The organism is Hymenobacter sp. UYCo722, from assembly GCF_040547115.1.
Classification (GTDB): Bacteria; Bacteroidota; Bacteroidia; order Cytophagales; family Hymenobacteraceae; genus Hymenobacter.
Genome location: NZ_JBEPPC010000001.1, coordinates 788021 through 809271, shown reverse-complemented (window position 1 = coordinate 809271; position 21251 = coordinate 788021). Strand labels below are relative to the sequence as shown.

The 21251-nt window shown below is 62.8% G+C and carries 18 protein-coding genes; 10 read left to right on the top strand and 8 right to left on the bottom strand.

Going from position 1 to position 21251, the window contains the following annotated elements; all coding sequences use genetic code 11:
* Window positions 1–65: 65 nt before the first annotated feature.
* Window positions 66–1283, bottom strand: a complete 1218-nt coding sequence (gene pseC, locus ABIB44_RS03540) for a UDP-4-amino-4,6-dideoxy-N-acetyl-beta-L-altrosamine transaminase (protein WP_354583240.1) — start codon at window positions 1281–1283, stop codon at window positions 66–68.
* Window positions 1284–1406: 123 nt separating this feature from the next.
* On the opposite strand from pseC, the gene ABIB44_RS03535 reads away from it, so the two are divergent.
* Window positions 1407–3335: a T9SS type B sorting domain-containing protein gene (locus tag ABIB44_RS03535; RefSeq protein ID WP_354583239.1), complete on the top strand. Its 1929-nt coding sequence runs from the start codon at window positions 1407–1409 to the stop codon at window positions 3333–3335.
* A 3-nt stretch (window positions 3336–3338) separates the two neighbouring features.
* Here the strand turns inward: ABIB44_RS03535 and pseB are convergent, their stop codons facing one another.
* Window positions 3339–4358: a UDP-N-acetylglucosamine 4,6-dehydratase (inverting) gene (gene pseB, locus ABIB44_RS03530; RefSeq protein WP_354583238.1), complete on the bottom strand. Its 1020-nt coding sequence runs from the start codon at window positions 4356–4358 to the stop codon at window positions 3339–3341.
* Window positions 4359–4587: 229 nt separating this feature from the next.
* Between pseB and ABIB44_RS03525 the strand changes: the two genes are divergently transcribed.
* Both ABIB44_RS03525 and ABIB44_RS03520 read left to right on the top strand, forming a co-directional pair.
* A complete protein-coding gene (locus ABIB44_RS03525; RefSeq protein WP_354583237.1) occupies window positions 4588–6057 on the top strand; it encodes an MBOAT family O-acyltransferase in 1470 nt (489 codons plus the stop codon).
* A gap of 2 nt (window positions 6058–6059) precedes the next feature.
* Window positions 6060–6989, top strand: coding sequence for a hypothetical protein (locus ABIB44_RS03520; RefSeq protein ID WP_354583236.1), 930 nt, complete (start codon window positions 6060–6062; stop codon window positions 6987–6989).
* Window positions 6990–6995: 6 nt separating this feature from the next.
* Here ABIB44_RS03520 and ABIB44_RS03515 read toward each other — a convergent pair whose 3' ends face one another.
* Window positions 6996–8312 (bottom strand): glycosyltransferase family 4 protein, encoded by a 1317-nt coding sequence (locus tag ABIB44_RS03515; RefSeq protein ID WP_354583235.1) that lies wholly within the window; start codon window positions 8310–8312, stop codon window positions 6996–6998.
* A gap of 156 nt (window positions 8313–8468) precedes the next feature.
* Here ABIB44_RS03515 and ffh point away from each other — a divergent pair, with 156 nt between their 5' ends.
* The 4 genes from ffh to ABIB44_RS03495 all read left to right on the top strand — a co-directional run bounded on the left by ffh (window position 8469) and on the right by ABIB44_RS03495 (window position 13779).
* A complete protein-coding gene (ffh, locus tag ABIB44_RS03510; RefSeq protein ID WP_354583234.1) occupies window positions 8469–9833 on the top strand; it encodes a signal recognition particle protein in 1365 nt (454 codons plus the stop codon).
* A gap of 207 nt (window positions 9834–10040) precedes the next feature.
* A complete protein-coding gene (locus ABIB44_RS03505; RefSeq protein WP_354583233.1) occupies window positions 10041–11912 on the top strand; it encodes a CHRD domain-containing protein in 1872 nt (623 codons plus the stop codon).
* Window positions 11913–12199: 287 nt separating this feature from the next.
* Window positions 12200–12940, top strand: a complete 741-nt coding sequence (locus tag ABIB44_RS03500; RefSeq protein WP_354583232.1) for a cytochrome b/b6 domain-containing protein — start codon at window positions 12200–12202, stop codon at window positions 12938–12940.
* Window positions 12940–13779 carry a molybdopterin-dependent oxidoreductase gene (locus ABIB44_RS03495; protein WP_354583687.1) on the top strand — a complete coding sequence of 280 codons (840 nt, stop codon included), beginning with the start codon at window positions 12940–12942 and terminating at the stop codon, window positions 13777–13779. The genes ABIB44_RS03500 and ABIB44_RS03495 overlap by 1 nt, the downstream gene beginning before the upstream one ends.
* Window positions 13780–13791: 12 nt before the next feature.
* On the opposite strand, the gene ABIB44_RS03490 is transcribed toward ABIB44_RS03495, so the two are convergent.
* Both ABIB44_RS03490 and ABIB44_RS03485 read right to left on the bottom strand, forming a co-directional pair.
* Window positions 13792–14106, bottom strand: coding sequence for a hypothetical protein (locus ABIB44_RS03490; protein ID WP_354583231.1), 315 nt, complete (start codon window positions 14104–14106; stop codon window positions 13792–13794).
* A gap of 102 nt (window positions 14107–14208) precedes the next feature.
* Window positions 14209–14382: a DUF2256 domain-containing protein gene (locus ABIB44_RS03485; protein ID WP_354583230.1), complete on the bottom strand. Its 174-nt coding sequence runs from the start codon at window positions 14380–14382 to the stop codon at window positions 14209–14211.
* 148 nt (window positions 14383–14530) lie between these two features.
* Here ABIB44_RS03485 and ABIB44_RS03480 point away from each other — a divergent pair, with 148 nt between their 5' ends.
* Window positions 14531–15268, top strand: coding sequence for a class I SAM-dependent methyltransferase (locus ABIB44_RS03480; protein ID WP_354583229.1), 738 nt, complete (start codon window positions 14531–14533; stop codon window positions 15266–15268).
* A 188-nt stretch (window positions 15269–15456) separates the two neighbouring features.
* Window positions 15457–15885, top strand: coding sequence for an acyl-CoA thioesterase (locus tag ABIB44_RS03475; protein WP_354583228.1), 429 nt, complete (start codon window positions 15457–15459; stop codon window positions 15883–15885).
* A gap of 23 nt (window positions 15886–15908) precedes the next feature.
* Here ABIB44_RS03475 and ABIB44_RS03470 read toward each other — a convergent pair whose 3' ends face one another.
* Complete coding sequence (locus tag ABIB44_RS03470; RefSeq protein ID WP_354583227.1) at window positions 15909–16484, bottom strand: DinB family protein; 576 nt, start codon at window positions 16482–16484, stop codon at window positions 15909–15911.
* A 146-nt stretch (window positions 16485–16630) separates the two neighbouring features.
* On the opposite strand from ABIB44_RS03470, the gene ABIB44_RS03465 reads away from it, so the two are divergent.
* Entirely contained in the window at window positions 16631–18049 is a 1419-nt protein-coding gene (locus tag ABIB44_RS03465) for a hypothetical protein (protein WP_354583226.1), read from the top strand.
* An 82-nt stretch (window positions 18050–18131) separates the two neighbouring features.
* Here ABIB44_RS03465 and ABIB44_RS03460 read toward each other — a convergent pair whose 3' ends face one another.
* Together ABIB44_RS03460 and ABIB44_RS03455 are read right to left on the bottom strand one after the other, a co-directional pair.
* Window positions 18132–19184, bottom strand: a complete 1053-nt coding sequence (locus ABIB44_RS03460) for a pyruvate dehydrogenase complex E1 component subunit beta (protein WP_354583225.1) — start codon at window positions 19182–19184, stop codon at window positions 18132–18134.
* A 166-nt stretch (window positions 19185–19350) separates the two neighbouring features.
* Window positions 19351–21162: a tetratricopeptide repeat protein gene (locus ABIB44_RS03455; RefSeq protein ID WP_354583224.1), complete on the bottom strand. Its 1812-nt coding sequence runs from the start codon at window positions 21160–21162 to the stop codon at window positions 19351–19353.
* Between the last annotated feature and the right edge of the window lie 89 nt (window positions 21163–21251).

Genomic DNA, 21251 nt, shown 5'->3' with positions numbered 1-21251 from the left:
TTTAAGCAGGGTAGCAGAACGTCATGCTGAACGCAGTGAAGCATCTCTACCGCAGCAGTAATTAATTAGTGTTGCGGTAGAGATGCTTCACTGCGTTCAGCATGACGTTCTATAAATTCTTTAATGCACGCTACCACGTATCCCTGCTCCTCATCGGTCAGCGTCGGGAACAGGGGAATGCTGAGGCAATGGGCGTAGTATTCTTCGGCCAGCGGAAAGTCGCCTTCACGCCAGCCCAGGCCCTCGTAGTAGGGCATGCGATGCACCGGAATGTAGTGCACCTGCGAATATATCTGTTTGGTTTTGAGGAAGTCGTAGAGGCCCTTGCGGTCGGCCACCTGCACCACGTAGAGGTGGTAGGCGTGGCCCGGCCGGCCGGGGGCCAGCACCGTGAGGCCGTCGACGTGCGCAAACGCGGCGTCGTACTGAGCGGCGAGCTGGCGGCGGCGGGCGAGGCCCTCGTCGGCGCGGGCGAGCTGGCTCAGGCCGAGGGCGCAGTTGAGGTCGGGCAGGCGGTAGTTGTAGCCGAGCTCCTGCATCTCCATGTACCAGCCGCCGTCGGGTTCGCGCACCAGGTCGGCCGGGTCGCGGGTGATGCCGTGGGTGCGCAGGCGCAGCAGGTGGTGGTACAGAGCCTCGGAGTTGGTGGTCACCATGCCGCCCTCGCCGGTGGCAATGTGCTTCACGGGGTGAAAGCTGAAAATGGCTAGGTCGGCAAAGTTGCCATTGCCGCATTGCTGCTCTTTTCCTGCTGAATCAATAAAGAAGCCACCCGGCGAGTGGCAGGAATCTTCGATTATCCAGAGGCCAAAGGCATCGGCCAGGCGGCGGGCTTCCTCCAGGTTCACGGCCAGGCCGGCGAAATCTACCGGAATCAGACCCGTGAAATAACCTTTGGGATGGGCTTCGAGCAGGGCCCTTACTTTGGCCAAATCAATCAGCCCAGTGGCTGGGTCGATGTCGGCGAAATGCACCTCGCCACCGCAGTAGCGCACGCAGTTGGCCGACGCCGCGAACGTGAGCGGTGAGGTGATGACCCGCTGCCCCGGCTGCACGCCCAGCGCCAGGGCGCACAGGTGCAGGGCGGCCGTGCCGTTGCTCACGGCCACGGCGTACTGCGCGCCGATGTAGGCGGCGAACTGTTTTTCGAACTCCCCCACGGTGGGGCCCTGGGTGAGGTAGTCGCCGTGCAGGCTGGCCACGACGGCGGCCACATCGGCCTCTGAGATAAACTGGCGGCCGTAGGGCAGGGGGCGGGTGGGGGTGAAAGCAAGTTCGGGCATGGGCGGGCAAAGATAAGGAACCGCACCGCGCGCGCCGGCTTGGCCGGTTGGGGGGGGCAGGCTTACTTTGCAGCCGCTGCCCGGCGGTATGGTCGGGTGCTGGTCGTCCTTACCCCTTCCCTCATGTCATCTGCCTGTCTTCGCTTCGCGCTGCTGGCCCCGCTGTGGCTGGTGCTGGCGGCTCCGGCCCGGGCTCAGTTCGAGTTCAGCTACTGGCACTTTGGCTATCGGGCTGCCCTCAGTTTCTATCCCAGCGTGCCGGTGGGGCCGCCTCTCCCCGCGTCTATCAACTCGTCATTCTCGTCGCTGGAAGCCAGTGCTTCGATGTCCGACTCAACGGGGCGGCTGCTGTGCTACACCAACGGCGAGCAGGTATGGAACCGGCAGGACCGGCCCATGCCCAATGGCCAGCTGGTAGGCGGCTGTGCCTCCGCCGCCCAGGGGGCGCTGCTGCTGCCCCGCCCCGGTTATCGCCAGCAGTATTTCTTGTTCACGCTCGATTGCGCCGAGAACAGGCTGCGAGGTGGGCTCCGCTATTCAATAGTAGACCTGGCCCTGAACGGTGGCCTGGGCGATGTGGCGAAGCCCAGCTCGCTCCAGGTGGGTAGTTCGGTACTGAGCAGCGGCTACACGGAAGCCCTCACGGCTGTGCGCCACGCCGATGGCACGCACTATTGGGTGGTAGCCCATGGCTGGGAAACCAATTTGTTTTTGTGCTACCCGCTGTTGGCCACGGGGCTGGGCCCGCCCGTGCTGAGCCGCGTAGGCAGCGTGCACGGGCCCGCCAGCCCCTTCGCCGGCATTGGGGCCTACGGCTCGATGCGGGCTTCGCCCGACGGGACGCGGCTGGCGGTCACGAATCCCGACGGCGGGGTGGCCGAGCTGTTCGCCTTCGACAACCAGACCGGCCAGATAAGCGCCCCCCAGCTCATTCCCATTGCCCTGCCAGTCCCGAACCGGCCCTACGGCATCGAGTTTTCGGCCAATGGCCGCCTGCTCTACCTCACGGCTGGTCTCGACTTCGTGCCGCCCCCGGGGCCGGGACCCGCTCCCGGTCTGTTTCAGGTTGATGTGCGCGCCCCCGGCCTGCCGGTGCAGCAAATAGCCTCCGGCAGCATGGGGGCCTTGCTGCGGGGGCTCGACGACCGCATCTATGTGGCCAACCAGCTCGAGCGCCTGCCCACCAGCACGCTGGGCGTAGTGGAGCGCCCCAACGTGCCGGGCAGTGCCTGCCAGTACGTGCTGGCCGGCGTGAGCCTTGGGACCGGACGGCACGGCACGGGCCTGCCCAACTTCGCCAACCGTCTGCCTCAGCGGCTGCGGGCCGCGCGCGCAGGAGGCGGCTGCTTAGGCGAAATTTCCCGCTTTGCCGCTACTGCCGTGGCCCTGAGCCCCCCGGCAGCTATCGATTCGGTTACGCTGCGCTGGGACTTTGGCGAACCAGCCAGCGGCTCGGCCAATACCGCTACTGGGCCCAGTATCGCGCATCGGTACGCGAAGCCCGGTACCTGCCTCGTCACGCTATCGGCCAGCACGGCCAGCGGGGTGCTCGAGGCCCGCCTCCTTTGTACTGTGAGCCCGCTGCCCTTGCTGCGCATTGCCCCGCGCGATACACTCGTGTGCGAAGCGGCAGGCGTACTGTTGCAGGCCTCGCCCCAACTGCCCGGCACGAGCTACCGCTGGCAGGATGGCAGCACCGCCGCCACGCTGCTGGCCCGGGCCGACGGCCAGTATTGGCTTGAAGTTCAGAACGCCGCAGGATGTACCTCCCGCGACACGGTACGCGTCGTCACGAAGCCGTGTCCAGTGATTATTCCTACCATCATTACCCCCAATAACGACCCTTACAATCAGGCCCTGGTAGTAAGCGGCCTGCTGGCTGCCGACTGGAGCCTGCGGGTGTACAACCGCTGGGGCCGCGAAGTATATCAGCAGGCCAGCTACGACAATCGATGGGATGCCCCCGGCCAGCCCGATGGCAGCTATTTCTATCAGCTGCGGCAACGCACTACCGGCCAGGTGCTTAAGGGCTGGGTAGAGGTGCGGCGCTAGGCGCTACACCGCAAAGTTGGGGTCGACGTGCAGGCGGATTTCCTCCCTAATCTGCTCGGCATCCAGCCATTCCTCGTTGTTGAACGAGTCGTACTGGAAGCCCAGCGGCACGCGCTTGCCCTCGAATTCGGCAATAAACTTGTCCACGTTCCAGGTCGGCATCGAAGGTAGGATGACGTAGTAACGGGCCAGCTCCACCGTGCTCAGAGCGTCGGTTTCGGTAATCATGGCCTCGTGCAGCTTCTCGCCGGGGCGGATGCCGATGACTTTCTGCTCGCACGCGGGGCCGATGGCGCGGGCCACTTCCGTGATTTTATAGCTGGGAATTTTCGGTACGAAAATCTCGCCGCCCCAGGCGTGCTCCAGCGCGTAAAGCACCAGGTCCACGCCTTCTTCGAGCGAGATGTTGAAGCGCGTCATGTCGGGGTGGGTGATGGGCAGCACGCCCTTGTGCCGCTCCTGCAAAAAGAACGGTACCACCGAGCCGCGCGAGCCAATTACGTTGCCATAGCGCACCACCGAGAAGCGCAAATCGCGGCTGCCCTTCATGTTATTGGCCGCCACGAAGAGTTTATCCGAGCACAGTTTCGTCGCGCCGTAGAGGTTGATGGGGGCGGCGGCCTTGTCGGTACTCAGGGCCACCACTTCCTTTACGCCCGAGTCGAGGGCGGCGTTAATGACGTTCTCGGCCCCGAAAATATTGGTTTTGATGCACTCCATCGGGTTGTATTCGGCGGCGGGCACCTGCTTGAGGGCGGCGGCATGAATCACGATGTCGATGCCCTCGCAGGCCCGGTGCAGGCGCTGGGCATCGCGCACATCGCCAATGAAGTAGCGAATGGCCGGGTATTTCGCCGGGCTGAATTCCTGGCTCATCTCGTACTGTTTCAGCTCGTCGCGCGAGAACACCACCAGGCGTTTCACCAGCGGGAATTGTTCGAAAACGGTGCGAACGAACTGCTTGCCGAAGGAGCCGGTGCCGCCCGTAACAAGAATGGATTTGTGATTGAGGTCGAGAGCCATGAAAATAGATAAGCCAAAAACAGGACTGCAAAAGTAGGCGGTAGCTACGTAGCACGCCGGCTTTGCTGGGTAGCTGGCCCGGGCCGAAAGAAAGTGCCTGGGTATGCCCCGGTGGGCGCAAGGCCGTAACGGCGGCGCGCTTTCTGAGGCGGGTAAACTACTCGAAACAGGGGGCCTTGCACCCGATGCAGCAAAGGCTGCTTCCTACATTTGAGCCTCCGCGCTGCGCATGCTCTTCAATTCACTGCATTTTCTCGTCTTTTTTCCGGTCGTCGTCGGGCTCTACTATGGGCTGCCGCCGCGCTGGCGCGGGACTTTGCTGCTGCTGGCCAGCTACTACTTCTACATGAGTTGGCGGGCCGCGTACGCCCTGCTACTGCTGGCCACCACGGCCCTCGACTACTACAGTGGCGTGCGCATGAGCCGGCTGCCCACCAAGCCCCAGCGCCGCCCCTGGCTGGCCTTGAGCCTGATTAGCAACCTGGGCACGTTGTTCATCTTTAAGTATTTTAACTTCTTTCGCGATGCGGTGCTGGCGTTGGCCGGGGCCCTGCACCTGCCCGTGGGCACCGGCCCGGCACTGGGCCTGCTGCTGCCGGTGGGGGTGTCGTTCTACACGTTTCAGAGCGTGGGCTACATGATTGACGTGTACCAGGGCCGCTTGGCGGCGGAGCGGAATTTTGGGCGGTTCGCGCTGTTTGTGGCGTTTTTTCCGCAGCTGGTGGCCGGGCCCATCGAGCGGGGCGGACACATGCTGCCGCAGTTCCAGCGCGCGCATTCGTTCGACTATGCCCGCATCATCAGCGGGCTGCGCCTCATGGCCTGGGGCCTGTTCAAGAAAGTGGTGGTGGCCGACCGGCTGGCCCTGCTCGTGAACCCGGTGTTCAACCATCCGCGCCAGCACCCCGAAGGCCCGCTGCTGTTGCTGGCCACGCTGGCCTTCACCTTCCAGATTTACGGCGACTTCTCGGGCTACACCGACCTGGCCCGGGGTGCCGCCCGGGTGCTGGGCTTCGATTTCAACCTGAACTTCCGGCAGCCCTACCAGTCGGCCTCGGTGCCCGAGTTCTGGCGGCGCTGGCACATTTCGCTTTCCAGCTGGTTTCGGGATTACGTGTATATTCCGTTGGGTGGCAGTCGGGTAGCGCCGGCGCGGGCCTACTTTAACCTGCTGGCCGTGTTCCTCATCAGCGGGCTCTGGCACGGGGCGAACTTCACGTTTATTGTCTGGGGCGGCCTGCACGGGCTGTACCTGGTGCTGAGCACCTGGGCCCGACCAGGGCGCGAGTGGCTGGCCCAGCGCACGGGGCTGGCGGCGCATCCGGGGCTGCGGCGCGGACTCGGGGTGCTGCTCACGTTTGGGCTGGTGGCCTACGCCTGGATTTTCTTCCGCGCCAACACCCTGGATGACGCGCTGTTTATCAGCGGGCACCTGCTCAGCGGGTGGCAGCTGAATGGCCGGCAGGTGGCCACGCTACTCCTCGATTTCTCGCAGCACTACCGCCCCGAGCTGGCCGTGGCCGCCCTGGCCGTGGGCCTGATGCTGGTCGTGGAATACTTCGGCAGCTGCCGCGCCCCGCAGGCCTGGGTAGCGGCGCAGCCATGGCCCACCCGCTGGGGAGGCTACGTGGGCCTAACGCTGCTCATCCTGTACCTGGGTATTTTCAACAGCACTTCCTTCATCTACTTCCAGTTTTGAAGATGCTTCAGTCATATCCCGTTGCCAAGCTGCTACTGCGCCTGCTGGTGCTGGCGGTGGCGGGCGCGCTGGGCACCGCGCTGCTGCTGCCCGTGGTGCTGCGCGGCGGGGTCGACGCCTTTTATGGCCGCTTTGCCAGCCCGGCGGCGGGCTCGCTGATTTTGGGTACATCGCGGGCGGCGCAGGGCATCCGGCCGGCGGTGCTGGCGGCGCGGCTGGGTGGGCAGTTCGAGGGGCCGCTGCTGAACTACGCCTTCACCCTTACGCACTCGCCCTACGGCCCGGCCTACTTAGCCAGCATCCGGCGCAAGCTGCGGCCGGAAGTGCGCCACGGCCTGTTCCTCGTGGCCGTCGACCCGTGGTCGCTGTCAGCCAACGGCCCAACCGGGGCGGCCGAGGCCGACGTTTTTCCCGAGGCCCAGTCCTTTATCGGCCAACTGCACGAAGTCAGCCAAAGCCCCAATCTGGCCTACCTCGCCCACTACCAGACTAAGCCGCTCTACCGCCTGCCCCTTGACTTTGCCACCGCCACCGAGCGCCTGCACCCCGATGGCTGGCTCGAAGTCAACATCGGCCTCGACAGCGCCCAGGTGCGCGCCCGCACCGCCCGCAAGCTGCTCGACTACCGCCGGCTGGCCGCCACGCAGCACCTTGCGGCCGGCCGCCTCATTGCCCTACGCCAGACCGTCGAATTCCTGCAGGCACACGGCCGCGTGGTGTTGGTACGCCTGCCCGTGGGCCCCGGCCTGCGAGCCCTGGAGCAGCAGTATCAACCCGGCTTCGAAGCAAAGATGCGCCGGCTGGCGGCCGATTTCGCCGTTGCCTACCTCGATTATAGTGCCGCGCCCTACGCCACCACCGATGGCAACCACCTGCAAAAGGCTGCCAGCGAAACGTTCAGCCAGCAGCTGGCCGATGACCTTCGCCGCTGAATCAACTTAACCTTCAGCCTGCACCAGTCCAGTCAGCGCCCCCGTCAGCCCCCTGCGCGAATACCGCGCATTACCCAGCGCCGGTAAATCGAGGTTGGGGGTCACCAGCCAGTGGGCTACCAGCTGCTCCAGCGTCTGGCGCATCAACTTAGCGTCTTCGTAGGGGAGGGCTTCGCCCGCGCCGCACTCGCGCAGCAGGTGGTCGGCATCGCAGCCGCGCGGGCCCACGCACAGAATGGGCTTGCCGGCCGCCAGGTATTCGAACACCTTACCCGGCAGGATACCCATATTGCGCGGCACGTCCGGAATTGCCATCAGCAGCACCGACGATTCGAGCAGGTACTGCACCGATTTAGCGTGCGGCACGAAGTCGACGTACTCGGTGATTTCGCTCAGGCCGGCCCCGGCAATCTGCCCGCGCAATTGGGCCGATACCTGCCCCACAAACCGCAGCCGCAGCGGCACCATCGGATGCGCGGCGGCGGCGGCGGCCACGGCGTCGAGCAGGCGGTTGATGTGGTAGAGCTCGGTGATGGTGCCGGTGTGGGTGATGCGCAGGCAGTCGCGGGGCGGCTGCGAGGGCTGCCGGAAATCTGACTCGTCGTAGCCGTTGGGCAGCACATGAAATTTATCGGTCGGCAGCGCCGGGTTTTTGGCCAGAAAAAGACGCTTGGTTTCGGGCGAAGTTACCAGCACGGCATCGGCGTGGGCCAGCACCTGGCGCTCGTAGCGCGCATCGAGCCAGGCGGCGAGCGGCGTGTGGTGCAGGTCCTTATAGTAGTAGATGTCCGTCCAGGGGTCGCGCAGGTCGGCCAGCCAGCGCAGGCCGTGGCGGCGCTGCAGCTCCAACCCAATAAGCTGGGTGGAGTGCGGCGGAGACGACGTGAGCACGGCATCAAACTGCTCGCCGGCCGCCAGCAGCTGCTCCACCGCCGCCAGGGCGTGGCGGTTCCAGCCCCGGCGCGGGTCCGGAATAAACAGGTTGCCCCGCACGAAGCGCAGCACCTGCTGCAACGGCCCCGGCTTGCCCTCGTTGGCGAAGCCGCCGTAGGGCACGGCGCGGCCCGTGAGCCGCTTGTAACTCTCGAACGGCTCGGTGGTGCCGGTGCGGATGACGCGCACCGTGGCTGGCACCTCGGCCAGCAGGCTTTCGTCGCGCACGGGGTAGCTGGCCTGGGCCGGGTCCACGGTAATCACGGTGGGCTCCACATTGAAGTGGCCGAGGTGCTTCACGAACTTCAGGCAGCGCTGCACGCCCGCCCCGCCCGAGGGTGGCCAGTAGTAGGTGATGACGAGTAGGCGTAGCGGACGGGTAGCAGACACGGAAATCAGGTTCAGAAAGCGGGCCGCGAAGGTAAGGATTTGCCAACCGTTTGGCCTTTTGTGGCTACTTTTGAGGTTCAACAGCCTGACTACGGCACCTGGAGAGCAGCTATAAAATCCGTGCAATCCACCCGTAATCCGATTAATCCGTGATTCATGTTTGACAATCTCTCCAGTAAGCTCGACAAGGCTATAAAAACCCTCAAGGGCCAGGGCAGCATCTCCGAAATCAACGTCGCGGCCACCATCAAGGAAATCCGCCGTGCGCTGGTCGATGCCGACGTTAATTACAAGGTTGCCAAGGACGTAACCGACCGGATTAAGGACGCCGCCATGGGCCGCGACGTACTAACGGCCGTGTCGCCGGGCCAGCTCATGGTCAAAATCGTGTACGATGAGCTCACCGACCTGATGGGCGGCGAAAAAAAGGACATCGTCATCAAGGGCGAGCCGGCCGTGATTCTGCTTTCGGGCCTGCAGGGCTCGGGCAAAACCACCTTTGCCGGCAAGCTGGCCAACTACGTCAAAAAGCAGGGGCGCAGCACCTTGCTGGTGGCCTGCGACGTGTACCGCCCGGCCGCTATCGACCAGCTGAAGGTGCTCGGCGAGCAGATTGGCGTGGAAGTGTACTCGGAAGTCGAGAACAAGAACCCCGTCGAAATCTCGCGCAACGCCATCGACTACGCCAAGAAGAATGGCAAAAAAGTCGTCATCATCGACACCGCCGGCCGCCTGGCCGTGGATGAGCAGATGATGCGCGAGATTGAGGCCGTGAAAGCGGCCATCAACCCCAGCGAGACGCTGTTCGTGGTGGACTCCATGACCGGCCAGGACGCCGTGAACACCGCCAAAACCTTCAACGACCGCCTGAATTTCGACGGCGTGGTGCTCACCAAGCTCGACGGTGACTCGCGCGGCGGCGCGGCCCTCAGCATCCGGGCCGTGGTAGAAAAGCCCATCAAGTTCATCTCGACGGGCGAGAAGATGGACGCGCTGGACCTTTTCTACCCCGACCGCATGGCCCAGCGAATTCTGGGCATGGGCGACGTGATTTCGCTGGTCGAGCGGGCGCAGATGCAGTTCGATGAGGAGGAAGCCAAGCGCATCGAGAAGAAAATCCGGAAAAACCAGTTCGACTTTAATGACTTCCTCGGCCAGCTCGAGCAAATCAAGAAGATGGGCAACATCAAGGATTTGATGGGCATGATTCCGGGCATGAGCAAGGCGATGAAGGATGTGGACATCGACGACGACGCCTTCAAGCCCGTCGAGGCCATCATCCGGAGCATGACCAAGCAGGAACGCGCCAACCCCGACCTGCTGAATGCCTCGCGCAAGCGCCGCGTGGCCAAGGGCTCGGGCACCGAGCTGCAGCAGGTGAACGACCTGATGAAGCAGTTTGAGCAGATGCGCAAAATGATGCGCACCATGAACAAGATGAGCCAGACCAAGGGCGGCATGGCCCAGATGGCCAAGATGATGGGCGGCATGCGCGGCGGCGGCGGCATGATGGGTCGCTAAGCACCCGCTAACTTAAAAATAGTGCAAAGCCCGGACGAGCGTCCGGGCTTTTTTTGTGTCTGATTTCTGGGCTCAAACCACGAAAGCCCGAATTTTATTAGCAGGTAGTTCAACCACAGGCAACCATCTCCGGTTGTGGAACGAGTAAAGCTTATGGCACTCAGCCCAAAGCGCGCCACATTTATTTCACTTTTTCTATTCTTCCCCATGCGCATACCTTTACTTCGCTTGCTAGCTGCTACCACCGCGCTGCTGGCTGCCCCGCGGATTGCCTCCGCCGACCACCTGCGTCCCCAGCTGTTACTTACGGCCCGCCTCAGTGGCGACCAGGAAGTGCCAGCCGTGACGACGCCCGCACAGGGCGTTGCCGCCTTCACCCTCAATGGAACCCGCGACACGCTGTTTGTGCAGGCTGCCTTTAGCGGCCTGAGCGGGACCATCACCGGGGCGCACGTGCACGATGGTGCCGTGGGCGTGGCGGGCCCTATTATTACCAGTCTGGTGCCCATGGTGCGGGGCAATCGGCTGTCGGGCTTTCTCACGGGGGCCGACATCGCGCCGGCTAAGCTGACTAAATACCTGCGCGGCGGCTACTACATCAACATTCACACGGCGGCCAACGGCGGGGGCGAAATCCGCGGGCAGATTCGGGTCGAATCCGAAACCGGCCTCGTTGCCAACCTAACCGGTGGGCAGGAAGTACCGGCCGTGACCACCAGCGCCAGTGCCCTGGGCATCTTCACCCTCAGCCAGAACCAGGAAAAACTGAAGTTTCGGGTGACTCTGGCCGGGCTGAGCAGTACCATCACGGGCGCGCACTTCCACACCGGGGCCGCGGGCGCGGTTGGGCCCGTAGTGGTGAACCTGTTAACCTACCTCACGGGCAACGTGCTGGAGGGTGAGATTGTGCCGACGCCTGCCTTCCTGACTTCTCTCAGCCAGGGGCAGATTTACATCAACGTGCACACCACCAACAACGCTAATGGTGAAATCCGGGGGCAGCTCAGCTCAGAAATTCGCAACGTGCCCTTCGATGCCCGCCTTGACGGCAACCAGATGGTTCCCGCCAACGCCAGCACCGGGAAGGCCCTGGCCCTGGGCCGGCTGTCACCTACGCTGGACTCGATGACGATATTCGTGAGCTTTGCCGGCCTGAGCGGGCCGCCCACCAGTATTGCCGTTTATGATTCGCCGGCGGGAGTCGCCAACGGTACCGCCATCGGCGCGGTAACCATCGCAACCCCACCCGCCACCAACGTCGTGGGCTTCCGCTTTACCGGCCTCACGCCGGACGACGTAAACGCCTTCTTGCGGGGCAGCATCAACCTGGTTATTAATACAGCTGCTAATCCCAATGGGGAGGTCCGCGGCCAGCTACTGCGCCTGGCCCGCGAAGGCTACACCATCGTGCTAAACGGAGCCCAGGAGCGGCCTACGCCAACTACCAGCGCCGGCTACGGCGTGGGCATCGTCAGCATCGACCGCGACCAGAGCAACGCGCACTTTATGAGCGTATGGGGTGGCTTGAGCGGTGCCCCCATTGGCGGCCACTTCCACACGGGGCTGGCGTCGCAGGCGGGGCCGGTGGTATTCAACCTGATGCCCTTCTTCGACAACGCCACCGCTGCCACCGCCGCCTACGGCTATTGGAAGGATGATAATACGGGCCAGCCCTTTACCCTGCGTCGCTCGCTGCAGTTCCGCCGCGACAGCATGTACATGAACCTGCACACCGCAGCCTTCCAGGGCGGCGAAATCCGGGGGCAGGTATACCGCGGGGCGCGCAACCTGCAAGTGGTGCTAGCCACCCAGCCGGCCGCCCTTGTGGCCGAAACGTTCGGCACGGCCCCCAATCCCTTCAGCTCGGCTTTCACGCTGGCATTCGAAGCCCGGGCTACGGGTACCGGCCAGCTCCGCGTGACGGATGTGCTGGGCCGCGAGGTTGCCCGGCAGCTGGTAGCCGTGCGGGCGGGAGCCAATGCCTTGCCGCTGGCCTTGCCCGGGCTGTCGCCCGGCCTATACCTGCTCGTGCTACAAGTAGGCGATACGCAACTTACTACGCGCATTGCCAAGGAATAAAGCCACCCCTGAGCGGCTGCGTGATGTTAGAAAGTCTCGCGGCCGCTTTTAATTGGAAGAATTCAGGTTTTTTGGAAAAACGGGAATCTTTTGGTTCAATTCTTGTTGCTATCATCGTGAAAGAATAGTTTTTTAAGGTGTTTTGGTATGGAAAGAGGCGCTCCTTTGGGGTGCCCCTTTTTTTTGGCCCTGTTGGGCTGTAAGGTTGGCTGGCATATGCCGTCAGGCAGGGTAGGGCACGCGGCCCGAAGTATCTTGCATTGGTTTACAGCCCCAACCTGGATTTTATGAAGCAGCTCGTCGAAAAGCATCCGCTGGCCATTCGCTGGTTTCACTGGGTCAACTTCCCGGTTCTTAGTCTCATGATTTGGAGTGGGATGTGGATATACTGGGCCAACGACGTGTACCGTCTGGGCTGGGGTGAAACCACGGTGTTCAAATTCTTTCCGCAATCGTTTTACGAAGCCTTTCACCTCGACCACAAGCTGGCTCAGGGCATGAGCTGGCACTTCGTGCTGATGTGGGTGTTTTTCCTGAACGGGCTGCTGTACGTGGGCTACACGATTTTTTCGGGCGAATGGCGCTATCTGCTGCCCACCCGGCACTCGTTCCGGGAAGCCGTGCTGGTGACGCTGCACGACCTGGGCCTCTACAAGAAACCGTTGCCGGTGCGCAAGTTTAACGGGGCCCAGCAGATTGCCTACACCAGCGTCGTTGTGATGGGCCTGGGCTCGGTGCTCACGGGGCTGGCCATTTACAAGCCCACGCAGTTTGGCTGGCTTACGCAGCTGCTGGGTGGATACGAGTTTGCCCGCCTCCTGCACTTCGCGCTGACAATTGGCTACGTGCTGTTTTTTATCGTGCACATTGCCCAAGTGGTGCGCGCCGGCTGGAATAATTTCCGGGCCATGGTGGCCGGTTTTGAGGTGGTGGAAGTTGACTCGGCCACCCGGCAGGTGGTGGCTGGCCCCACGTCGCTGCCCGCCGCCGATGCTTCGCTCACGCCTACTTCTTCGCCCCGCTCGTGATGACAACCAACCAGAACTCCGCACCGGTAACGCCGACGCCCGCGCCCGAAACCCCGCTCCGGCCCGAAGCGGAAGTGCTGGCCCAAGCCCGCCGCCGTTCGCGTCGCTCCTTCATTGGCCTGGGCTTAGCGGGCCTGGCGGGCCTGGGCGGCTGGAAATGGCTGATTTCGCAGCCCGACGATTCAGGCATTCCGCACCCGTTGCGCCAGGCGCTCGATGCCAATGGCCGGCTCAGCCAGGCTTATTTCAAGGAAACACGGCTGGCTCCTGAGTTTGCCCGCAGCCGCGCCAAAGACCCGCGGGTAAACGGTCGCATTGGCCTAGCAGAGGAACTGGACCCCGCCGCCTGGCGCCTGCGCGTGCAGGGCTACGGCGCGGGCAAAACCCAGGAGTTCACCCTGGCCGATATTCAGGCCCTGCCCAAGGTGGAAATGACTACCGAGCTCAAATGCATTGAGGGCTGGAGCATTGTGGTGCACTGGGCCGGAGCGCGGCTGTCCGATTTCCTGGCCCGCTACCCGTTGGCCACCCGTAGCGGCCGCCCGGCCGACCCCCTGAACCCGCCCGCCGACCTCGCGCCCTACGTGGGAATGCAGACGCCCGATGAGAAATATTACGTGGGCCTCGATATTGCCAGCGCCCTGCACCCGCAAACCCTGCTGTGCTATGAAATGAATGGCGCGCCGCTCACGGCCGCGCACGGGGCTCCGCTCCGTTTAGTCACGCCCCTCAAATACGGCATCAAGCACCTCAAGCGCATCGGCACCATTGCCTTCGCCGATACCCGCCCCAAAGACTACTGGGCCGAGCTCGGCTACGACTGGAATGCGGGACATTGATGGCACAGTGGGTTAATGCACTACCCGCAGCTCGTAGCGGGCCGGGGTGCTGCCGGTGGCCGGTACCTGCCAGGCCCCAACGCGGCTGGGGCCGTAGCCCAGGTTCACTTTCACCCATTCATCGCGCGTGGGGAGCAGGGCAATGATTTCCTGTTCGAGCCGGGCCAGCTGCTGGTGTAGCTGCTCGGGGCTTTCACTGGTGCCATTGGCAGCCGGGGTATTGGTCTGGGTGAGGCGGCGCAGGGTTTTTTCGGCTTCTAAGTAAGCATCCACTTTTTCTACGAGCGGAAGGAGAGCGGGGTCGAGGTAGTCGAGGTTAGAGGCCATAAGCGGGGCGGAGAATCAAAATAAAATGCTGCGGACGACGCCCGCAGCTGGGTTACGGAACGGCGGATGTGCCCGAAAGGATACGACGGACGGGGTACCTTATCAGGACGTTGGGGTAGCGGTGCCGGCCTTTTGTTTATTGCGCTGGCATTTTTCGCCGCAGTACTTCACCTCATCCCAGTTGGCGCGCCACTTTTTGCGGTACTCGAACGGCCGGCCGCAGGTAATGCAGATTTTGGTGGGCAACTGGCCTTTACGCAGTTTGGCGGGCAGCATGGTACGGTGGGACTGATGGGTGTTAGACAAACGGCCGCGCCCGCCGCGAAGTTTTGGGTAATTTTGCCCGGCTTAATCTGCGCGCTGCCGTATCAGCAGGCGCGGAGCCCGGTCCCGGCCGCTACGGCCCGCTCTCACCCTTCGATTTATGACCACGACTTCCGCTCCCGACATTCTGGGCCAGGCCCTGCTGGACTATCACCACGGCAAGCACCAAGCCACCGTTACGGTGCATTGCTCGGCCGCCGATGACGAGCCGCTGCCGGCATCCTACTTCTTTCGCACACTGCTGCAAATGCCCGAGCTCGAGCGGCTGGCCCTCGACGAAGCCCGGGGCCGCGTGCTCGACCTCGGGGCCGGGGCCGGCTGCCACAGCCTCGAGCTGCAAACCCGCGGCTTCGACTTCGTGAAGGCCGTGGACGTGTCGGCCGGGGCCGCTCAGGTGATGACCGAGCGCGGTGTACGGGTAGTAGCCCGCCACGACCTGTTTGCCCCGCTACCCACCAACGAGCTGCCTTACGATACTATTCTGCTGCTAATGAACGGCCTGGGTCTGGTGGGCTCGCTCGAAGGCCTCGATAAATTTCTGGCCCACGCCCGGACCCTGCTGGCCCCCGGCGGCCAGCTTCTGGCCACATCCTCCGACGTGCGCTACCTCTATGAAGACGAGGATGGGGCACTGCTGCTAAACCTCAACGGCCCGTACTACGGCGAGGTCGAGTACACGCTCAGCTATCAGGGCAAGTCGGGCGAACCCTTCCCCTGGCTGTTTGTGGATGCGGCTTTGTTGAACGACGCGGCCCAAACTGCCGGCTACACTGCCGAGTTTCTCAGCGAGGATGAAAACGACCAATACCTGGTTCGGCTGATGCCGATGGGTAGTTAGCAATCAACAATTAACAATTCATCATTCAGCCTTTAAGTACTTATTCAGCAGTTGCTTACTAAACATCAATCATGTATTATGCGAACGGTCATGCTTCGACATGCTCAGCATGACCTGCTGGTGGTTGCCCTAGTACTGATTCGTAACGATATTAATACTGATTTTACTAGCTTAACTTTTAACTGACCTTGACCAACGCCACCACCTACCGCACCCGTTGGGCCGACATGGACCCGAACGGCCACATGCGCCACTCCGCCTACGCCGATTATGCCGCCGACCAGCGCCTCGTGCTATTGGCTGAATGGGGCTACAACATCAAGGAATTTGCCCGGCTGCGCCTCGGCCCCATTCTCTTTCGCGAAGAAACCGTGTTTCTGAAGGAAGTCCACATCGGCGAGGAAATTCGCGTCGATAGCCGCCTACGCAGCGTGAACGACGACGGCACCCGCTGGAGTATCCTGCACACCATCTACAAAACCGACGGCCGGGTGGCCGCTACCGTCACCGTCGACGGGGCTTGGCTCGACCTCGATAAGCGCAAGCTTACCACCCCGCCCGCCGAGCTGGCCGAGAGTTTCCGGGCGCTACCCGCCTACGAAGCCCCGGTGAAGTAGTAGCAGTTGGTGCTTGTGGGCGGCTAAGCCTGCGCGTCGGCCGTGCGTACCGGGCCGGCCGGGCGCAGGGCCTTGGTTATGCGTGCCATCTGCTGCTGGTGATGGAGCAAGTGGTCTACCAAGTGCTCCATCACCTGATAAATGGTGATGCGACCCGAGCGCGGATGCGGAAATACGGCCCGGCTCAGCTGCCGGCTCGGAAACTCGTTGAGCAGCCGTTCGAGTTGGCGGCGCGAAGCCTCCCAGGTTTTGCGCATTTCGGGCAACGTGGGCACTTCACCGGTATCGGTGAGCGTAGCAACTCCGCGCGGCGCTTTAAACTTGAGGCCCGGCAGGCGCAGCATGAGGCGCACAAACTGCACCCGAAGCCGGGTGAACAGGCTTACTTTGGGTAGTGCTTCATCGGCCTGCACCTTCTTCTGGACGTACTGGATAATGTTGCCTTCGATGAAGAGTAGGTGGTGCACCACCTGCACCGCCGACCATTGGCCGGCTGCCGGGGCCTTGGTTTTATCGTCGCCCAATGCTTCGGCCGAAGCAATGAGCTGTTCGGTAGCCCGTTCGAGCTGTTCGAATTTGAGGTGCAGGCGGTGGTTCATGCGGGTGGGAGGCGGTGAGGTGGCCAGGCTGGCCGGGTGGGGGGCAAAAGGTACGGCAACATTTCGGTTGGCGGTTTGCTCGCTGATGACCTGCCCGCTACCGAAACCATGCCAGGCCGGCCCGAATGCCTAGTTTTACGGGGCCTATGCCCCATGTTTCGTCCGTTTTGCGAGTGCCGTGGTCGTGGCGCTGGCGCGTGCTGGCCACGCTGCTCCTGTACGCCGCCTACCTGCCCCTTAGCGGCTACGGCCCCGGCCAGTTCCGTTTCGATGCGGCCGAGTACTGGGAGTTATCGTTGAAATTCACGCCTCCCGGCGGCTTTTCGCTGTTGGCATTCGATGAGCCCCTGCGCGGCTATCTGGGGCCGCTGCTGGTGCTGCCGGCGCGGCTGCTGTGCCACTTCACCGGCTGGAGCATGCTCGCCGGGGCACGGGTGCTGGGAGTTGGCTGGGCGGCGCTGCTCTTTGGCGTGGCCATCCCGGAGCTGTGGCAGCGTGCCAGCGGCCGGGCCATCAGCGGCGGCCGCTGGCTGGTGCTGCTGGGGCTGGGCTTCGTCTTCTGGCGCGATTATTTTAACTTCACCCTCAGCGATATGCCGGCCCTGACGCTGCTGGCGCTGGGGCTGGCCGCGCTGGGCCGGCGCACCTGGCTCTGGGCGGCAGGGGCGGGCTTGCTGCTCGCCGCCGCGATTAATATCCGGCCCATCTACGTGGCTTGCCTGCCCGGGGTGTTGTGGCTGCTGGCTGGGCAGGGCAGAAGCGGCGCGCTCCCGCATTTATCAAAGTTGCTGGCCGCGCTGGTTGCGGGGGCGGCACTCGTGCTCCTGCCCCAATTGCTTATCAATCAGCGTCATTTTGGCCAAACCAGCCCGCTGGTGCTGGCTCAGCGGCCCGGCAAAGAGCCGCTTTACCTGCGGCAGCTGGCCTGGGGCACGGCTTTCCAACGCTACGAAACCAGCCTCGTGCCCACCATTCCGCGCTCGCTGGTCTATGCGGACTCGACCGGGCAGCGGGCGCTGGCGGCAGTACCCGGTCGAAGCTTCAGCGGCTACGGAGAATTTCTGCGGTTTCTGGTCCAGCACCCCTTCAGCAGCGCCGCCCGCTACGCCCGCCACCTGTTCAACGGGCTGGATATTCGTTACCCTACGCCATATCCTACGCGGCTGCACCCACCCGGCCAAACCGCGTTGCGGATGCTGAATTATGCGCTGCTCGGTATAGGCCTGTGGTTGGCCTGGGCACGCTGGCGAGCAGTCCGTTCACTGAATGGACCAGTCGCTACCCCCGCGACTATTCGGCCTATAGCCGTGCTGCTGGCTGTTTTGCTGCCATGCCTGCTCACGCTGCCAACCCTGATGGAATGCCGCTTCCTGCTGCCGCTGCATTTGCTGCTGCTGACGGGTATAGCCGCCACGTGGCAGCCCCTGGCGTGGTGGCGAAGCCTGGGCGGGCCGGTGCGGCAGCTGGCCATGCTGGTGCTGGTCACCGGCTGGCTTTGGGGCTGCTGGCAATTGTCAGAAGGCACTGCCGGGCAGCGGCGGCCACCGAGCGAGGCCCCGCAATAACGCTATGCTGAATAAAAAATGAGGAATGAAGAATTAACCATCAGGCAATTCCCCATTCCTCATTTCCCGGCAAGCAAAGCGTTTATGCTTTGGCGTAGGTTACTTCTTTCACTGCTTTTACCACGCGGGCCACGTTGGGCAGCGAGGCCTCGATGAGGGTGGGGGCGTAGGGCAGGGGCACGTCGGCGCAGGTGATGCGGATAACGGGTGCATCGAGGTGGTCGAAGGCGCGGCGCTGCACGATGTAGGCCAGCTCGCCCGAGATACTGGCCAGCGGCCAGGCCTCTTCGATAACCACCATGCGGTTGGTTTTCTTCACCGAATTTACCAGCGTGTCGTAGTCAATCGGGCGCACCGAGCGCAGGTCGATAACCTCAGCTTCGATGCCTTCCTTGGCCAGCTCGTCGGCGGCGGTGTAGGCAATTTTCATCATTTTGCCGAAGCTCACCAGCGTCACGTGCTTGCCTTGGCGCACCACGTTGGCTTTGCCAATTTCGAGGAGGTACTCTTCTTCGGGCACTTCGCCTTTGTCGCCGTACATCAGCTCCGACTCCATGAAAATGACCGGGTCGGGGTCGCGGATGGCCGATTTCAGCAGGCCCTTGGCGTCGTAGGGGTTCGAGGGAATGACGACTTTCAGGCCCGGCGTGTTGGCAAACCAGTTCTCGAAGTTCTGCGAGTGCTGGCTCGACAGCATCCCGGCGTTGCCCGTGGGGCCCCGGAATACGATGGGGCAGGAGTACTGCCCGCCCGACATCGAGTAAATCTTGGCCGCCGAGTTAATCACCTGGTCGATGGCAACCAGCGAGAAGTTGAAGGTCATGAATTCGATAACCGGAATCAGGCCGTTGGCCGCCGCGCCCACGCCGATGCCGGCGAAGCCAAGCTCGGCAATCGGGGTGTCAATCACGCGCTCGGGCCCGAACTCGTCGAGCATGCCCTGGCTTACTTTGTAGGCGCCGTTGTATTCGGCCACTTCTTCGCCCATGAGGAATACCCGCGGGTCGCGGCGCATTTCTTCGGACAGGGCCTCGCGCAAGGCCTCACGGAATTGAATCTGACGCATGTTTTTCGTTTGGGTAAAGCCGCAATTGGGCCGTCTGGCAAAGCTACAACAGGCCGGGGCGTTGGGCAAACGCGGGGCAAGTGCGGGGTAATTCTAAGTTGGTGGAAGAATAAAAGGACGTCATGCTGAGCTTGTCGAAGTATTTCTACCGCGTAAGCAACTATTTACTATTGCGGTACAGATGCTTTGACAAGCTCAGCATGACGTTCATGGTTGACTCCTTTGACAACGCTGCTTAGCGCAGTGCCTCTTTGAACACTTTGCCCTGGGCATAATCCTGAAACTCGAGGTCTTCGACGGCGCGCTGGGCGTAGCTCCGGTCGAGGGCTACGGCTTGTTTCAGCAGGGTGCCCGCGGCGGCTTCATCCTTCTGGCGGGCGGCTACCACGGCCAGGCCGTAGATGGGCGCGGCGGCCGTGGGGCGCAGGCTTTGGGCCAGGCGGTACTGCTCCTGGGCCAGCTCGTAGTGCTCGCGGCCTACTTCGATGAGGGCGCGGTTGAGGGCGTTCTGATAGCTCGGGCCAGCGTATTGCAGGCTGCGCAGGGCCTCGTCGGGCTGGCCGACTTCGATTTCCAGGGCAGCCCGGTCGGAGAAAACCTTGCGCAACAGCTGCCGCTCGCCGCCCAGCTTGATGGCATAATCGTAGTTCTGGAGGGCTTCGAGGCGGTCGCCGGCGCGGTGGTAGGCGGTGGCGGCGTGGTAAAAGAACTCGGCCGTGGGCTGGCGATGGGCGGCCAGCGTGAAATTGGTAGCCGCGCGCCGGTAATAGGCCTTCCGAACTTTATCGAGGGGCTCCTTCTCGGCGCGTTGCAGCAGGATTACGCCCAGGTTGTGAAAAGCTTCCCAACTGCCGGTATTGGCAGCCGACACCTCGTAGATGCGCTGCTTTTCGGCCAGCAGCGGCGTGAGGTTGGCCGAGTAGCGCAGCTCCTCCGGCGTAAGCGCATCGGCTTCCGTCTGCTTCTCCACAATCTTTTTCGAAAGCAGGTAAAGCTCCGAATTGTAGCGCGGCGGCGCGGTGTAGGTCACGGCCACGGTGCCGAAGCGCAGCACGGGATAGATGTACTGCTCGATGTAGTCGAAAAACGAGAGCCGGTGCAGGGCCTTTTCCTTGGTTTCGAAACTGCCCCGGGTATCGTTGATAATGGTGACGACCGAGTCAATTTGGTCGGGCTTGAGGGCAGAGGTGGTCACCTTCTGGAGGAAGGTGTCCCACTTGCGCACATAGGCCAGCGTATCGAAGCGAATATCCTCATTCTTATTCAGATAGGAGAAATTCTTCACGCGCTGCTTGTAGTAGTAAAGCAGCATGCGCACGCGCTTGCTGGCTAATAGGCGGTTGTGGGCGTCGGTCGAGTCGGGCGAGTGGCCGGCGATGATGAGTACCTGCCGGGTGTGCTGGTTGGCGTCAATCAAATCCTCCAGGGCCTGCACGTTGGTGCCCAGATAGCCCCGGATAAACCACTGGTCCTCATCAAAAAAGAAAGGGAGCACGCGGGTGCCGCTCATCACGTTGCTGGCTTTTTCGGGGAGCAGGGCCAGCACGGTGTCTTCGCGAAACACGAGGCGGGCTGGGTCGGCAATGCCGCGGGCCACGCGCACATCGGCGGGGGCGCGCAGGATTTTGCCATTCTTCTTCAGCTCGCGCACCTGGCCGTGGGCCAGCAGCTCGCCGGGGTTGCGGCCGGGTGTGTTGGGAATGGTGAACTTCTGGGTGGCGACGAGCTGGCCCTTGTGCTCGTCGTCGTACACGTAGTTGCCGGGGGTGAAGGTGAGGCGGCCGAGGGTGTCCTCGCGCAGGCCGTGCTCGTAGCGGTAGCGCAGCAGCAACTCGTAGGCCACGCCCTTGTGCAGGTGGGCGGCGGGTACCCGGGCCACCACTTCGAAGGGTACGGCCTCGCCCGAAGCGGTGAGAACCGGCGGGCGGGTGCTTACCGACCGGCCGGATTCGGCCTGCTTCAGCACCTTGGGCAAGGAGGAGCAGGCGGCGAGCCCGGCCGTGGCGGCTAGCAGCCCAAAGGCCAGAGGCCGCAAAGAATTACTCATCAAATCGTGCAACGCGAAAATAAAAATCCAGCCTTATCAACGAAAAATCCGTTGGATTAGTCGAAGCCGGGGCGGTAAAATTACACTGC